Annotated in this window: 16 protein-coding genes and 4 tRNA genes; 15 read left to right on the top strand and 5 right to left on the bottom strand. The window is 71.1% G+C overall.

The annotated features are described in order from the left end of the window. Positions 1-39 precede the first annotated feature (39 nt). Positions 40-156: transfer RNA gene (locus KUM32_RS20415), tRNA-Tyr, on the top strand. A gap of 124 nt (positions 157-280) precedes the next feature. Beyond that, positions 281-499 carry a hypothetical protein gene (locus KUM32_RS20410; RefSeq protein ID WP_217143352.1) on the top strand — a complete coding sequence of 73 codons (219 nt, stop codon included), beginning with the start codon at positions 281-283 and terminating at the stop codon, positions 497-499. Between the two features lie 21 nt (positions 500-520). Here the strand turns inward: KUM32_RS20410 and KUM32_RS20405 are convergent, their stop codons facing one another. Continuing rightward, positions 521-1,177 carry an NAD(P)H-binding protein gene (locus KUM32_RS20405; RefSeq protein WP_217143351.1) on the bottom strand — a complete coding sequence of 219 codons (657 nt, stop codon included), beginning with the start codon at positions 1,175-1,177 and terminating at the stop codon, positions 521-523. 130 nt (positions 1,178-1,307) lie between these two features. Next, positions 1,308-2,585: a hydrolase gene (locus KUM32_RS20400; RefSeq protein ID WP_217143350.1), complete on the bottom strand. Its 1,278-nt coding sequence runs from the start codon at positions 2,583-2,585 to the stop codon at positions 1,308-1,310. 255 nt (positions 2,586-2,840) lie between these two features. Here KUM32_RS20400 and KUM32_RS20395 point away from each other — a divergent pair. The 8 genes from KUM32_RS20395 to KUM32_RS20360 all read left to right on the top strand — a co-directional run bounded on the left by KUM32_RS20395 (position 2,841) and on the right by KUM32_RS20360 (position 7,984). Beyond that, positions 2,841-2,913 (top strand) — tRNA-Thr (locus KUM32_RS20395). A gap of 46 nt (positions 2,914-2,959) precedes the next feature. Then, positions 2,960-3,032 (top strand) — tRNA-Met (locus KUM32_RS20390). Positions 3,033-3,121: 89 nt separating this feature from the next. Next, positions 3,122-3,286 carry a 50S ribosomal protein L33 gene (gene rpmG, locus KUM32_RS20385; protein ID WP_003948671.1) on the top strand — a complete coding sequence of 55 codons (165 nt, stop codon included), beginning with the start codon at positions 3,122-3,124 and terminating at the stop codon, positions 3,284-3,286. A gap of 116 nt (positions 3,287-3,402) precedes the next feature. Further along, entirely contained in the window at positions 3,403-3,855 is a 453-nt protein-coding gene (locus tag KUM32_RS20380) for a MaoC family dehydratase N-terminal domain-containing protein (protein WP_217143349.1), read from the top strand. A 7-nt stretch (positions 3,856-3,862) separates the two neighbouring features. Then, the gene (locus tag KUM32_RS20375) at positions 3,863-4,315 is read left to right on the top strand and encodes a MaoC family dehydratase (RefSeq protein WP_217143348.1); all 453 of its coding nucleotides are present in this window, start codon (positions 3,863-3,865) and stop codon (positions 4,313-4,315) included. Between the two features lie 166 nt (positions 4,316-4,481). Beyond that, the gene (locus tag KUM32_RS20370) at positions 4,482-5,054 is read left to right on the top strand and encodes a TetR/AcrR family transcriptional regulator (protein ID WP_217143347.1); all 573 of its coding nucleotides are present in this window, start codon (positions 4,482-4,484) and stop codon (positions 5,052-5,054) included. Between the two features lie 86 nt (positions 5,055-5,140). After that, entirely contained in the window at positions 5,141-6,622 is a 1,482-nt protein-coding gene (locus tag KUM32_RS20365) for an MFS transporter (RefSeq protein WP_217143346.1), read from the top strand. A gap of 306 nt (positions 6,623-6,928) precedes the next feature. Further along, positions 6,929-7,984: a UDP-N-acetylmuramate dehydrogenase gene (locus KUM32_RS20360; protein ID WP_217143345.1), complete on the top strand. Its 1,056-nt coding sequence runs from the start codon at positions 6,929-6,931 to the stop codon at positions 7,982-7,984. A gap of 23 nt (positions 7,985-8,007) precedes the next feature. On the opposite strand, the gene KUM32_RS20355 is transcribed toward KUM32_RS20360, so the two are convergent. Continuing rightward, entirely contained in the window at positions 8,008-8,640 is a 633-nt protein-coding gene (locus KUM32_RS20355) for an NAD(P)-dependent oxidoreductase (protein ID WP_217143344.1), read from the bottom strand. A gap of 98 nt (positions 8,641-8,738) precedes the next feature. On the opposite strand from KUM32_RS20355, the gene KUM32_RS20350 reads away from it, so the two are divergent. Continuing rightward, a complete protein-coding gene (locus tag KUM32_RS20350) occupies positions 8,739-9,335 on the top strand; it encodes a TetR/AcrR family transcriptional regulator (RefSeq protein ID WP_217143343.1) in 597 nt (198 codons plus the stop codon). 133 nt (positions 9,336-9,468) lie between these two features. Here KUM32_RS20350 and KUM32_RS20345 read toward each other — a convergent pair whose 3' ends face one another. Both KUM32_RS20345 and KUM32_RS20340 read right to left on the bottom strand, forming a co-directional pair. Further along, the gene (locus KUM32_RS20345; protein ID WP_217143342.1) at positions 9,469-10,500 is read right to left on the bottom strand and encodes an adenosine deaminase; all 1,032 of its coding nucleotides are present in this window, start codon (positions 10,498-10,500) and stop codon (positions 9,469-9,471) included. Positions 10,501-10,654: 154 nt separating this feature from the next. Continuing rightward, entirely contained in the window at positions 10,655-11,881 is a 1,227-nt protein-coding gene (locus KUM32_RS20340; protein ID WP_217143341.1) for a pyridoxal phosphate-dependent aminotransferase, read from the bottom strand. Positions 11,882-12,196: 315 nt separating this feature from the next. On the opposite strand from KUM32_RS20340, the gene KUM32_RS20335 reads away from it, so the two are divergent. From KUM32_RS20335 to rplK, 4 genes are all read left to right on the top strand, one after another. After that, positions 12,197-12,269: transfer RNA gene (locus KUM32_RS20335), tRNA-Trp, on the top strand. 108 nt (positions 12,270-12,377) lie between these two features. Beyond that, positions 12,378-12,662, top strand: coding sequence for a preprotein translocase subunit SecE (gene secE / locus KUM32_RS20330; RefSeq protein WP_217143340.1), 285 nt, complete (start codon positions 12,378-12,380; stop codon positions 12,660-12,662). An 80-nt stretch (positions 12,663-12,742) separates the two neighbouring features. Continuing rightward, entirely contained in the window at positions 12,743-13,648 is a 906-nt protein-coding gene (nusG, locus tag KUM32_RS20325; protein WP_217143339.1) for a transcription termination/antitermination protein NusG, read from the top strand. Positions 13,649-13,815: 167 nt separating this feature from the next. Further along, positions 13,816-14,250, top strand: a complete 435-nt coding sequence (gene rplK / locus KUM32_RS20320; RefSeq protein WP_006130605.1) for a 50S ribosomal protein L11 — start codon at positions 13,816-13,818, stop codon at positions 14,248-14,250. Positions 14,251-14,304 lie beyond the last annotated feature (54 nt).

Here is a 14,304-nt window from a genome sequence, read left to right as displayed (position 1 = left end):
CAGAGCATCTGGAGGACGGACACCGTCCAGTCTTTGTGGGGCAGGCGTGGGGCAGTCGGGTGCAGTCACATAGAGGGCGCTGGTCAGCGTCTGTGGCTCGCGCAGACTGTAAATCTGCCGGCTCAGCCTTCCCAGGTTCGAATCCTGGCGCCGCCACACGGGAACGAGAGGCCCCGTGACCTGCCCGAACGGCAGGTCACGGGGCCTCTCGTCGTTTCAGGGACAGGAAAGAGCGATCACCGGCCCGGCTCGGTGTCCGTGTTCCGGGCAGACTGGTGTCATGGCCTCGTCCTCCCGACGCAGAACCTGCCCCGAGTGCCGTCGCGAGATCGCCGTCGTCGCCGGGCGGTACGCGCGTCACGACCCGTCCGGTGCGCGGCGCAGCGGCGATCTCGTCTCCTGCCCGGGCTCACGGCGCCCGGCGCAGCTGGGCGCCGTGCAGCCGTCCTTGGACGGCTACGCCGTCCCCGACTTCCCCGGCCAACTGCCCCTGTTCTGACCGTGCGCGCCCCGCGCGGCCTCAGTTCCCGGCGACCGACTTCACCGCCACCGACACCGGCGTCGAGCCGCTGATCAGCTCCAGGGTCAGGCCGTTCGTGGCCGGGGTGTCGACCAGTTCCGCCAGGACGGCGGCCACGTCGTCGCGGGGGACCGGGCCGCGGCCGGTGTGGGCCTCCAGGCGGACCAGGCCGGTACCGGCGTCGTCCGTCAGCACGCCGGGGCGCAGGATGGTCCAGTCCAGCTCGTCCAGCGAGCGCACGTACGCGTCGGCCTCGCCCTTGGCGCGCTGGTAGACGTCGAAGACCTCGTCCCCCTGGTGGTGCGGGTCGGCGCCCATGGACGACACGACGAGCAGGCGCCGTACGCCCGCCCGGACCGCGGCGTCCGCGAAGAGGACCGCCGCCGCCTTGTCCACCGTCTCCTTGCGGGCCGCCCCGCTTCCGGGGCCCGCGCCCGCGGCGAAGACCGCCGCGTCCGCGCCGCGCAGCCGCTCCGCGACCTCCTCGACCGAGGCCGACTCGAGGTCGAGCACGACCGGTTCGGCGCCGGCCTCGCGCAGGTCGTCGGCCTGCTCGGCCTTGCGGATGATGCCCGCCACCTCGTCTCCGCGCGCGGCGAGCAACCGCTCCAGCCGTAGCGCGATCTGACCATGACCCCCAGCGATGACAATGCGCATGTCTTCGACCGTACGCCCCGACGGCCGCACATGCCGTACGGTTCCGGCGCTTGCCGGCACGCACCACCGGACTCCGCCGGTACGGGCGGCGTTCCCCTTCCTGCCCCCGCGGTCGTTCGCCGCGCTCCCGTCAGGGCCGGTCCCCGCGTTCCCCACGGTCCCCGCGCCCCTGCCGGGGCAGTTCCAGGTCCGTCGCGGTCGCCGAGTCGCCGTACTCCCGGACCGCGCTCGTACGCGCCACCACGCGCCCCTGGTGCACCACGATCCTGCTGTAGGCCAGGGACAGCGCTCCCGCCAGCCGGTCCCCGCGCACCGCGAGGAGTTCGGCCGGGAAGCCCGCCTCCACCCGGACCTCGGGCAGACCCAGCGCCGTCCGGGCCGCCGCGCTCACCGCGTCGTACGCGTCCTCGGGGCGCAGCCCGTGGCGGGAGGCGAGCAGGAACGCCGCCTCCAGGGGGTCGCCGCGTCCGACCGGGTTGGACACGTCCCGCAGCGCGCCGCTGCCGGCGGCGACCCGCACCCCGGCCGCCCGCAGCAGCCGTACCGGAGCCGTGCCGTCGCGGCGGTCCAGGGCCCCGCAGGCGCCCTGTGGCAGGCACACGACCGTCACTCCGGCCGCCGCGAGCCGGTCCGCGGCCCGGGCGGCCAGGTCGGCGGGCAGCCGCCCCATACCGTCGCAGGGGCCGAGGGTCACTCCGGGGCGCAACCCGGCCGCCATCGCCGCCAGCCGGGCCAGTCGCGCCGGGTCGGCGGCGTCCGTGTGCAGGTCGACCGGGCAGCCGTGCTCACCGGCCACCTCCAGGAGTGCCTCCACGTACCCCGTCGGGTCGGGATCCAGGTCCGGGCACCCGCCCACCACGTCCGCGCCCATCTTGACCGCGTCCCGCAGCATCGCCAGCCCGTCGGCCCCGGCCGCTCCGGTCAGCACCCTCGGCATCGCCACGGTGGACAGTTCGGCCAGTCCGCGCAGGGTCCGGCGCGCCCGCAGTACGGCGGTCAGGGCACCCAGTCCGGGAACGTCGCCCACGCGTACGTGTGCCCGTAGCGCGGTGGCCCCGTGCCCCAGCTGGAGCAGGGCGGCCTCCGTGGCCCGGCGCTGGACGTCCTGGGGGTCGTAGAAGACGGGGCCGGGGGCGTCGGCCGTCAGCGCCGTGTCGCCGTGGACGTGGGGTTCGGCGGGGGCGGGCAGGAGCAGGTAGCCGCTGAGGTCCACGCGGATGCCGGTACCCGGCGGGCGGGCCGTCGTCAGGCTGCCGGCGGTGCCGACCGCCTCGATGCGCCCGCCGTGCAGCCGTACGTCCACGGTCCGGCCGTCGGCGAGCCGCGCGCCGGAGAGCAGGAGGGAGCCGCGGCCGGCGGGACCGGAGGAGGAGGACGAGTGGGGCGGCTGCGGCTGACTGTCGGGCATCGCGCTCCTCTGGGCTCGGGGCTGCGCAGTGGGGGACGCAAGATCACGCAGAGTGAGTCGAGCCTAGGACGGTGATCAGTCGGCGGCGCGGAGGAGCGCAATAGTCGTACCGATGCGGTCCGCCATGAGGCCGGCCGGGGCGCGCGCGAGTGGGCGGCCGGGGAGGGCCGGGGCGGGTGCGGGACGGGACGGGGCAGCGGCGGGCGAAACGGATTTGGGCGAACGGCGGGCGACCGTGTAATGTCTTCATCGCTCGCCCCAATAGCTCAGTCGGCAGAGCGTCTCCATGGTAAGGAGAAGGTCAACGGTTCGATTCCGTTTTGGGGCTCTGGTGTGAGAGGTTCCCGCCGCAAGGCGGGGCCCGATCGCATCACAGCGGTGTAGCTCAGTCGGTAGAGCAAGCGGCTCATAATCGCTGTGTCACCGGTTCAAGTCCGGTCACCGCTACTCTTAGTAGCCGATTGCGGGGTCGGTCCTTCAATCGGCTACTCTTTCCTGCGTTAATACCATCAATCCGTTCGTCAAGGAGCACTCACGTGGCTGCCACCGACGTCCGCCCGAAGATCACGCTGGCCTGCGTGGAGTGCAAGGAGCGGAACTACATCACCAAGAAGAACCGGCGTAACAACCCGGACCGACTGGAGATGAAGAAGCACTGCCCGCGTTGCAACGCGCACACCGCGCACCGCGAAACGCGATAAACCAGGCTCGTACACGAGGCCGTCCCCGGAACTGGGGGGCGGCCTCGCGTCGTTTGGGTCAGCGGTGCCCGAGAAGGCACCCACAGCCGCAGAGAGCAGCAGGAGGTTGCGAGCCCATGGCGCTCGACCAGTCGTTCGTGGGGCGGACCTATCCGCCGACCGCGCCCTACGAGGTGGGCCGGGAGAAGATCCGCGAGTTCGCGGAGGCGGTGGGGGACGCCAATCCGGCGTACACGGACGTGGACGCCGCGAAGGCGCTCGGCCACCCGGACGTGATCGCGCCGCCGACCTTCGTGTTCTCGATCACTTTCAAGGCGGCTGGTCAGGTCATCGAGGACCCTCAGCTCGGCTTGGACTACAGCCGGGTGGTACACGGCGACCAGAAGTTCGCCTATGACCGCCCGGTGCGGGCCGGCGACCGGCTCACGGTCACCTCGACCATCGAGGCGATCAAGTCGATGGCGGGCAACGACATCCTGGACATCCGCGGCGAGGTCCACGACGAGGCCGGTGAGCACGTCGTGACCGCCTGGACCAAGCTGGTGGCCCGCGCGGCCGAGGAGGCGTGAGCATCCCATGACGGACCCCCTGACCCCTTCCACGACGGCGGAGATCGCGTACGACGACGTCGAGGTCGGCACCGAACTGCCGGCGCAGACGTTCCCCGTGGACCGCGCCACGCTCGTGCGGTACGCGGGCGCCTCCGGTGACTTCAACCCGATCCACTGGAACGAGAAGTTCGCCAAGAAGGTCGGCCTGCCGGACGTGATCGCGCACGGCATGTTCACCATGGCCGAGGCGATCCGCGTGGTCACCGACTGGACCGGCGACCCGGCGGCGGTCGTGGAGTACGGCGTCCGCTTCACCAGGCCCGTGGTCGTCCCGAACGACGACCGGGGCGCCGTCATCGAGGTCAGCGGCAAGGTCGCGGCCAAGCTGGACGACAACAAGGTCCGCGTCGACCTCACGGCCACCAGTGCCGGACAGAAGGTCCTCGGCATGTCCCGCGCCGTCGTACGACTGGGCTGACCGGCCCGTCAGGTGCTGACCGGCCCGCCCGGTGAGGGGTGCTCCTCATGGGGTGAGCACCCCTCACACGCGCGCGACGCCCGGTGGCCCCCGATGGTCCAGCGGGCCGATGGCGCCCCGCCGGGCATCCTTGACGTAGTTAGTGATTGAGCACTAACTTACCTTCATGGTCAGGATGAGCGCCGAGGAGCGTCGCGAGAGCGTCATCCGCGCGGCGATGAACGAGTTCGCCAAGGGCGGTTACCACGGCACGTCCACGGAGGCCATCGCCAAGAGGGTCGGGGTGTCCCAGCCCTACCTCTTCCGGCTCTTCCCGAGCAAGAAGGCGCTCTTCCTCGCGGTGGCGGAACGCTGCCTCCAGGACACGCGCCGGGTCTTCGAGGAGTCGTCCGAGGGGCTGCACGGCGAAGAGGCGCTGCGCGCCATGGCGGAGGCCTACACCCGCCTGATCACCGAGCGGCCCGAGCGGCTCCAGATGCAGTTGCAGACGTACGTGACGGTCGCGGCGGCCGAGGCCGCCGGGGACCACGAGTTCGGCGAGATGGTGCGCAAGGGCTGGCTGGAGATCTGGGACGCCGTACACCTGCCGCTCGGCGGCGATGTCGGCGAGACGACGAGCTTCATGGCGTCCGGCATGCTCATCAACGCACTGGCCGGCATGGGATTCCCGCCGGAGCACCGGATCTGGGACGGCCTTCGCCTCTCGGCGGGGAGCGAGCGGAACCCGGACGGCTCGTAGGGCAGGGCGGTGCCCGGCTGTGCCGCGCGTCCTCATGACCACAAAAGTTAGTGATCAATTACTTCATTCATCGGCCTGGGGGAGAGATGCCACAACAGAGCGAACGTCCGGAGGCACGCCGCGGGGGAGCGGCCTGGGCCCTCGTCATCACCAGCGTCGCCGGCTTCATGGCGGCCCTGGACAATCTCGTCGTCACCACCGCCCTGCCCTCCATCCGCGAGGACCTGGGCGGGGCGCTGCACGACCTGGAATGGACCGTGAGCGCCTACACGCTCACCTTCGCCGTCCTGCTGATGTTCGGCGCGGCCCTCGGCGACCGTTTCGGCCGCCGCCGGCTCTTCCTCGTCGGCCTCACCGTCTTCACCGCCGCCTCCGCCGCCGCTGCCATGGCGCCCGGCCTCGACTCCCTGATCGCCGCCCGCGCCGTCCAGGGCGTCGGCGCGGCGATCATGATGCCGTTGACACTGACCCTGCTGACGGCCGCCGTGCCCGCCGAGCGGCGCGGGACGGCGTACGGCATCTGGGGCGCGGTCAACGGACTGGCCGTGGCCTCCGGCCCGCTGGTCGGCGGCAGCCTCACCGAGCACATCTCCTGGCAGTGGATCTTCTGGCTGAACGTTCCGCTGGGCGTCGCCCTGCTGCCGCTCGCCCGCCTCCGCCTCGCCGAGTCGCACGGCACCGGCGCCCCGCTCGACCTTCCCGGCACCCTGCTCGCCAGCGGCGGCCTCTTCGGCATCGTCTACGGCCTGGTGCGCGGCCCCGTCGACGGCTGGAGCGGCGCCGTGGTGCCGACCGCGCTGTCCGCAGGCGCCGCACTGCTCGCCGGCTTCGTCCTCTACAGCACCCGCGCCAAGAACCCCATGCTCCCGATGCGGCTGTTCCGCTCCCGCGCCTTCTCCGGCATCAACGCGGCGAGCCTGCTGATGTTCCTGGGGATGTTCGGCTCGATCTTCCTGCTCAGCCAGTACATGCAGGGCGTGCTCGGCTACTCGCCCACCGAGGCGGGCCTGCGCATGCTGCCCTGGACCGGCATGCCGATGCTGGTCGCGCCGATCGCCGGTCTCCTCTCGGACCGCGTCGGTGGGCGCCCGGTCGTCGCCGCCGGACTCTTCCTCCAGGCGGCCGGTCTCGGCTACCTCGCCTCCGTGATCACGACCGACGCCTCCTACGCCGTCCAACTGCCCGGTCTGATCATCAGCGGGATCGGCATGGCCCTGTTCTTCGCCCCGGCCTCCGCCCTGGTGATGACCAGCGTCGTACCGAAGGAGCAGGGCATCGCCTCCGGCGCCAACAACGCGCTGCGCGAAGTGGGCGGCGCGCTCGGCATCGCGGTCATGTCCTCCATCTTCGCGGCCCGGGGCGGCTACGAGTCCGCGCGGTCCTTCGTCGACGGGCTGCGGCCCGCGGTCGCGGTGGGCGCCGGGATCGTGGCCCTCGGAGGCGTCGCGACCCTCCTGATCCCGACCCGCCGCCCGGCCCGCCCCCCGGCCACGGACGGGGCCGGGACGGACGAGGCCGCACCGGCAGCCGAGCCGGCGCTCGCCGCCACACGCAAGGCCTCCCGCTGACCCGCGCGCCAACCGAGAAGCGACACACGAGAAGCGACCTGCGACACACGCACCCACGCGCCGACCTCCCGAGGACTGTCCGCGCAGATGCGGGACGCGAAGTTCGCCACCTGGCCGGCGACGAGCGACGAACTGCCGGTGAGCTGGGAGGAGGTGCGCCGACGCCTGACGTGATCCCGCGCGGGGCACCCGGTGGTACCGCCCCACGAGCACCGGACGTCCACCCGGACAGGAACGCCTCGGCCGGCCGGCCGAGGCGTTTCCCACCGCGCGGGGCTGTCGGTGCCGTCTCGTAGTCTTGAGCGCGTGCAGGAACTCCACGACGCTCCCCTCGCCCCGCTGACCACCTTCCGGCTGGGAGGACCGGCGACCCGCCTGGTCACGGCCACGACCGACGCCGAGGTGATCGCCGCCGTCCGCGAGGCCGACGACACCGGCACGCCCCTGCTGCTCATCGGCGGCGGATCCAACCTGGTCATCGGCGACAAGGGATTCGACGGCACCGCCCTGCACATCGCCACGCGCGGCCTCTCCCTGGACGGCACGACGCTGGAGCTGGCGGCCGGCGAGATCTGGACCGACGCCGTCGCCCGCACCGTCGAGGCCGGACTCGCCGGCGTCGAGTGCCTCGCGGGCATCCCCGGCTCGGCGGGCGCCACCCCCATCCAGAACGTCGGGGCGTACGGCCAGGAGGTCGCCTCCACGATCACCCAGGTGACGGCGTACGACCGCCGCGTGCAGGAGACGGTCACCCTCACCAACGCCGAGTGCGCCTTCTCCTACCGCCACAGCCGCTTCAAGGCCGAGCCCGAGCGGTACGTGGTCCTGCGCGTGCGCTTCGAGCTGGAGGACGCCGGCGGCCTCTCCGCGCCCCTCCGCTACGCCGAGACGGCCCGCGCCCTCGGTGTCGGTCCGGGCGACCGGGTGCCGCTCGCCACCGCCCGCGACACCGTGCTGAAGCTGCGCGCGGGCAAGGGCATGGTCCTGGACCCCGAGGACCACGACACCTGGTCGGCCGGGTCGTTCTTCACCAACCCGATCCTCACGGACGAGGAGTTCGCCGCCTTCCGCGCGCGCGTGGACGAACGCCTCGGCGGGGGCGTCGAGCCGCCCGCCTTCCCGGCAGGGGAGGGCCGTGTGAAGACCTCCGCCGCCTGGCTGATCGACAAGGCCGGCTTCACCAAGGGCTACGGCACCGGCCCCGCCCGCATCTCCACCAAGCACACCCTCGCCCTCACCAATCGCGGCGAGGCGACCACGGAGGACCTGCTCGCGCTGGCCCGCGAGGTCGTCACCGGTGTCCGCGAGGCCTTCGGCGTCACCCTGGTCAACGAACCGGTGACGGTCGGCGTCAGCCTCTAGCCGAAGTCAAGGGCCTCTGTGGCTCAGTAGGCCACCCCCACGCCCTGCTTCACCGTCCCCGCGTCCTCGGTCATCGCGAGCAGGGCGTGCGCCACGTCGGCGCGGCCCAGGAAACGGCCCTTGGACGGGAAGCCGCCGACCACCGTCCGGTACCGGCCGGAGAGCGGCTTGTTCTGCAGCCGCGGCGGCCGGACGACCGTCCAGTCCGTGGCACTGCGCGCCACTTCCGCCTCCATGGCGCGCAGATCGGCGTAGATGTCCTTGAGGATCACGGAGACCACCTGCCGCGCGCTCCGGTCCAGCAGCCCGGCGTTCTGGGGCTCGGGGCCGACCGGCGCGGCACTGACGACCAGCAGCCTGCGCACGCCCTCCGCCTCCATGGCGCCGAGCACCGTCCGGGTCAGCCTCGTCGCGACCCCGGCGTCGGCGCGGCGGCGGGCGCCGAGCCCGGACAGCACGGCGTCCCGGCCGGCCACCGCCGGGCGGAGCGCCGCCGGGTCGCTCAGGTCCGCCCGGAACACCTCCAGGCGCTCGCCGGTCACGGACAACCGCGCGGGGTCCCGTACGACGGCCGTGACCTCGTGCCCGGCCCCGAGTGCCTGACGGACGACCTCTTGGCCGACGCCTCCCGTGGCACCGAAGACGGTGAGTTTCATGGCGTACTCCTCCCATAGGTGGGTGAGTACTTACTCACCCCCGTCTCCTCTACTCTGAGTAAGCAATCACCCGCTGGTCAAGCCCGACTGGAGCAGCCATGCCGTCCGCCAAGCCGGCCCGGGAACGCATCCTGGACGCCGCCCACGAGCTGATGCTGACCGTCGGGCTCGCCCGGGCCACCACCAAGGAGATCGCCAAGGGGGCCGACTGCTCCGAGGCCGCGCTGTACAAGTACTTCGCGAGCAAGGAGGAGCTCTTCATCCGGGTCCTCTCGGAGCGGCTGCCGCGACTGACGCCCTTGCTGCACGGCCTCGCCGCCGAGCCGGGCCGGGCCGCCCTCGAGGAGAACCTCACGGAGATCGCCCGCCAGGCCGCGCTCTTCTACGAGCAGAGCTTTCCGATCGCCGCGTCGCTGTACGCCGAGACGCGGCTCAAGCGGCGGCACGACGACGTGATGCGGGAGATGGGTACCGGGCCGCACCTGCCGATCGAGGGGCTCGACGCGTACCTGCGCGCCGAGCAGGGCGCGGGGCGTGTCCGGGCCGACGCGGACACGTTCGCCGCGGCGTCGCTGCTGCTGGGGGCGTGTGCGCAGCGGGCGTTCGCGTACGACGCGACGCGGGACGGTACGCGGCCGCCGGTCGATGACTTCGCCCGGCGACTGGCCCGGACGTTGCGAGCGGGGCTCTGCTGACGGGTGAGCGGCGCCCGGGGGAGGCGTGGTGGGCCCGGCACCCGGCGTGGGTGCGGGGGTGGGTTGCGCGGCCCGGCGCTACGGAGCGCCTCCCCCACTCCCGGCTTCGCTCGAGCGGGGGGACCCCCACCGCCTACCCGGCCAGCCAGTCGTCCACCCCGGCCAGCAGCTTCCCCTTCACGTCCTCCGGCGCAGCCGACCCCCGTACGGACTGGCGGGCCAGTTCCGCCAGCTCCGTGTCCGTGAACCCGTGATACTCACGCGCGATCTCGTACTGCGCCGCCAGCCGCGAGCCGAACAGCAGGGGATCGTCCGCGCCCAGCGCCATCGGTACCCCCGCCTCGAACAGCGTCCGCAGCGGCACGTCCTCCGGCTTCTCGTAGACGCCCAGGGCGACGTTCGACGCCGGACACACCTCGCACGTCACCTGCCGGTCCGCCAGCCGCTTCAGCAGCCGCGGATCCTCCGCCGCCCGCACCCCGTGCCCGATCCGGTCGGCCTCCAGGTCGTCGAGGCAGTCCCGCACCGACATCGGCCCGGTCAGCTCACCCCCGTGCGGCGCGGACAACAGCCCCCCGTCCCGTGCGATCGCGAACGCCCGGTCGAAGTCCCGGGCCATGCCCCGCCGCTCGTCGTTCGACAGCCCGAAGCCGACCACGCCCCGGTCCGCGTACCGCACCGCGAGACGCGCCAGCGTGCGTGCGTCCAGCGGATGCTTCATCCGGTTCGCGGCGACCAGCACCCGCATCCCGATCCCGGTGTCCCGAACGGTCGTCTCCACCGCGTCCAGGATGATCTCCAGCGCCGGAATCAACCCGCCCAGCCGCGGCGCGTACGACGTCGGGTCCACCTGGATCTCCAGCCACCCCGACCCGTCCCGCAGGTCCTCCTCCGCGGCCTCCCGGACCAGCCGCTGGATGTCCTCCGGCTCCTGGAGGCACGACCGCGCCGCGTCGTACAGCCGCTGGAAGCGGAACCAGCCCCGCTCGTCCGTCGCCCGCAGCTCCGGCGACTCCCCCTGACTCAGCGCCTCGGTCAGCGTCTCGGGCAGACGCACCCCGTGCTTGTCGGCCAGCTCCAGCAGGGTCGCGGGCCGCATCGACCCGGTGAAGTGCAGGTGCAGATGGGCCTTCGGCAGGTCAGAGACATCACGTACACGCTCCATTCCGTGATCCTGCCGCACGCCACGCCCACCCCGGTAGCAGTTTCCCCGTACGTGGTCTTGCTCGCACAAACAAACTGGGCAAACGAACAGGGCACCCCCCGAATCCGAGGAGTGCCCTGCCGGAAGCAGCGACGACGAGCGTCGAAGGGCGACGTCAGGCCCTGGCCTCCGCCAGCAGCTTCTGGATCCGGCTCACGCCCTCCACGAGGTCCTCGTCCCCCAGCGCGTACGAAAGCCGCAGGTAACCCGGCGTGCCGAACGCCTCGCCCGGCACCACCGCGACCTCGGCCTCCTCCAGGATCAGCGCGGCCAGCTCGACCGTGTCCTGCGGACGCCTGCCGCGGATCTCCTTGCCGAGCAGCGCCTTCACCGACGGGTAGGCGTAGAACGCGCCCTTGGGCTCCGGGCACAGCACGCCGTCGATCTCGTTGAGCATCCGCACGATGGTCTGACGGCGCCGGTCGAAGGCCTCCCGCATCCTCGCCACGGCGTCCAGGTCACCGGAGACCGCGGCCAGCGCCGCCGCCTGGGCCACGTTGGACACGTTGGACGTGGCGTGCGACTGGAGGTTCGTCGCGGCCTTGACGACGTCCTTCGGGCCGATGACCCACCCGACGCGCCAGCCGGTCATCGCGTACGTCTTCGCGACACCGTTGACCACGATGCACTTGTCGCGCAGCTCGGGCAGCAGCGCGGGCATGGACACGGCGGAGGCGTCACCGTAGACGAGGTGCTCGTAGATCTCGTCGGTCAGCACCCACAGACCGTGCTCGACGGCCCACTGGCCGATCGCCTCGGTCTCGGCCTCGCTGTACACGGAACCCGTCGGGTTGGACGGCGACACGAAGAGGACGACCTTCGTCTTCTCCGTGCGGGCCGCCTCCAGCTGCTCCACGCTCACTCGGTAACCGGAGGTCTCGTCGGCGACGACCTCGACGGGGACACCGCCGGCCAGCCGGATCGACTCGGGGTACGTCGTCCAGTACGGCGCCGGGACGATGACCTCGTCGCCCGGGTCGAGGATCGCGGCGAACGCCTCGTAGATGGCCTGCTTGCCGCCGTTGGTGACCAGGATCTGCGACGGGTCGACCTCGTAGCCGGAGTCGCGCAGCGTCTTCGCGGCGATCGCGGCCTTCAGCTCGGGCAGCCCGCCGGCCGGCGTGTAGCGGTGGTACTTCGGGTTCTTGCAGGCCTCGACGGCGGCCTCGACGATGTAGTCCGGCGTCGGGAAGTCGGGTTCACCGGCGCCGAAGCCGATCACCGGACGTCCGGCGGCCTTGAGGGCCTTGGCCTTGGCGTCCACGGCGAGGGTGGCGGACTCGGAGATCGCGCCGACTCGGGCGGAGACCCGGCGCTCGGTGGGAGGGGTTGCAGGGCTCATGGACCCATCGTTCCAGACCGGAAACTCCGGCGGCACACGGGTTTCACGGACTGAACAGACCGAACGGGCGAGGGCGAACGCCTGAACGCCGGCCTGAACGGCAGTCCGGAACCACCCGCGACACCAGTTCGGATCCGCCCCGGGAAAAGGGCGGTCTCCGGCCGGGACGGCCCGGGAGGAACGCCCGCGCGTCCTTTCTGTTCGACGCCTGGCCCGTGAGCACGTACACTCTCACCTCGTTGGCCTTCAACGGCCCGCGCTCACCCGGTGCACACCAGGCATCCGGGGGGATGCGGTACGTTGGGGGACACACAAAGGGTCGTAGCTCAATTGGTAGAGCACTGGTCTCCAAAACCAGCGGTTGGGGGTTCAAGTCCCTCCGGCCCTGCTACACACTCCATCGCCAGGATGTGTGCGCATGTACGTACAGCAATGCACCGCCGTGCGGCTCAGACCGGGCGCGGCACGGCCACGACCCGGAATCAGGTGAGGACGAGTGACGGACGCCGTGGGCTCCATCGACATGCCTGATGCCCAGGACGAGGCGCCGGACTCCAAGAAGGCCCGCAAGGGCGGCAAGCGCGCCAAGAAGGGCCCGCTGAAGCGTCTCGCGCTCTTCTACCGCCAGATCGTCGCGGAACTTCGCAAGGTCGTCTGGCCCAGTCGTAACCAGCTGACGACGTACACCACCGTGGTGATCATCTTCGTGGTCATCATGATCGGCCTGGTGACACTGATTGACTATGGCTTCAGTCACGCCGCCAAGTACGTCTTCGGCTGAGTCGAGAGCGAAGGGCGCCGAGGTACCCGGCGCCCCTTTCGCGTGTTCCACCCCTATGTATCCAGGAAGAAGCAGCCACCGTGTCTGACCCGAACGTGAACGACGCCATCGAGCCGGTCGAGTCCGTCGAGGACGAGCTCGGCACCGTCGAGGGCGCCGACAACGAGGACACCGAGGCCTCCGCCGAGGCCGAGGCTGCCGACGACGCCGTCGTCGCGGACGCGGACGAGACCGCCGAGGCCGAGGACGAGACCGAGGCCGAAGAGGCCCAGGACGAGACCGACGAGGACGAGGCCGAAGAGGCCCAGGACGACGACGAGTCCGAGACCGCCGAGTCGGCGGACGAGGCCGCGGAGCCCGAGCCCGAGCTCGACCCGATCGAGAAGCTCCGCCAGGAGCTGCGCGTCCTCCCCGGCGAGTGGTACGTGATCCACACCTACGCCGGTTACGAGAACCGCGTGAAGACCAACCTCGAGCAGCGCGCCGTCTCGCTCAACGTCGAGGACTACATCTTCCAGGCCGAGGTGCCGCAGGAAGAGGTCGTCCAGATCAAGAACGGCGACCGCAAGACGATCCGGCAGAACAAGCTGCCCGGCTACGTCCTGGTCCGGATGGACCTGACCAACGAGTCCTGGGGTGTCGTCCGCAACACCCCCGGCGTCACCGGCTTCGTCGGCAACGCCTACGACCCGTACCCGCTGACGCTGGACGAGATCGTCAAGATGCTCGCCCCCGAGGCCGAGGAGAAGGCCGCCCGCGAGGCCGCCGAGGCCGAGGGCAAGCCGGCTCCCCAGCGCAAGGTCGAGGTCCAGGTGCTGGACTTCGAGGTCGGCGACTCGGTCACCGTCACCGACGGTCCGTTCGCGACGCTGCAGGCCACGATCAACGAGATCAACGCCGACTCGAAGAAGGTCAAGGGCCTCGTCGAGATCTTCGGCCGCGAGACCCCGGTCGAGCTGAGCTTCGACCAGATCCAGAAGAACTAGTTCTTCCTGGGCGCACACTTCCGGACAGGTCAGACAGGCTCAGGCAGCCGGTCTGACCTGCTCGGTTTTTGGCCGCACATCCATACCCGTTATCGTTGTGCGGTATGCCTGTGTCCGGGTAGCTCCCGAACCCAGGCAGGACCCGAATCGAAAGGACCCGGAGAGCTATGCCTCCCAAGAAGAAGAAGGTCACGGGGCTCATCAAGCTCCAGATCCAGGCCGGTGCCGCGAACCCGGCTCCGCCGGTCGGCCCCGCGCTGGGTCAGCACGGCGTCAACATCATGGAGTTCTGCAAGGCCTACAACGCCGCGACCGAGTCGCAGCGCGGTTGGGTCATCCCGGTGGAGATCACGGTCTACGAGGACCGTTCCTTCACCTTCATCACCAAGACGCCGCCGGCCGCCAAGATGATCCTCAAGGCCGCGGGCGTGGAGAAGGGCTCCGGCGAGCCGCACAAGACCAAGGTCGCGAAGATCACGCGTGACCAGGTCCGTGAGATCGCCACCACCAAGATGCCCGACCTCAACGCCAACGACCTGGACGCCGCCGAGAAGATCATCGCCGGCACCGCGCGTTCCATGGGCGTCACGGTCGAGGGCTGACCTCCACCCCCGTAACCAAGCAGTAGTGGCAGGGCCTGCTCGGCCCGGACCACA

This window comes from Streptomyces sp. AC627_RSS907 (assembly GCF_019049165.1).
This window is presented reverse-complemented; position numbering and strand designations above follow the sequence as displayed.

Coding starts and splice junctions, on each gene's coding strand:
- KUM32_RS20410 (WP_217143352.1), top strand. CDS start 281: ATGGCCTCGTCCTCCCGACGCAGAACCTGCCCCGAGTGCCGTCGCGAG.
- KUM32_RS20340 (WP_217143341.1), bottom strand. CDS start 11,881: ATGAGCCCTGCAACCCCTCCCACCGAGCGCCGGGTCTCCGCCCGAGTC.
- KUM32_RS20365 (WP_217143346.1), top strand. CDS start 5,141: ATGCCACAACAGAGCGAACGTCCGGAGGCACGCCGCGGGGGAGCGGCC.
- rplK (WP_006130605.1), top strand. CDS start 13,816: ATGCCTCCCAAGAAGAAGAAGGTCACGGGGCTCATCAAGCTCCAGATC.
- KUM32_RS20380 (WP_217143349.1), top strand. CDS start 3,403: ATGGCGCTCGACCAGTCGTTCGTGGGGCGGACCTATCCGCCGACCGCG.
- KUM32_RS20375 (WP_217143348.1), top strand. CDS start 3,863: ATGACGGACCCCCTGACCCCTTCCACGACGGCGGAGATCGCGTACGAC.
- KUM32_RS20370 (WP_217143347.1), top strand. CDS start 4,482: ATGGTCAGGATGAGCGCCGAGGAGCGTCGCGAGAGCGTCATCCGCGCG.
- KUM32_RS20345 (WP_217143342.1), bottom strand. CDS start 10,500: ATGGAGCGTGTACGTGATGTCTCTGACCTGCCGAAGGCCCATCTGCAC.
- KUM32_RS20350 (WP_217143343.1), top strand. CDS start 8,739: ATGCCGTCCGCCAAGCCGGCCCGGGAACGCATCCTGGACGCCGCCCAC.
- KUM32_RS20355 (WP_217143344.1), bottom strand. CDS start 8,640: ATGAAACTCACCGTCTTCGGTGCCACGGGAGGCGTCGGCCAAGAGGTC.
- KUM32_RS20400 (WP_217143350.1), bottom strand. CDS start 2,585: ATGCCCGACAGTCAGCCGCAGCCGCCCCACTCGTCCTCCTCCTCCGGT.
- KUM32_RS20405 (WP_217143351.1), bottom strand. CDS start 1,177: ATGCGCATTGTCATCGCTGGGGGTCATGGTCAGATCGCGCTACGGCTG.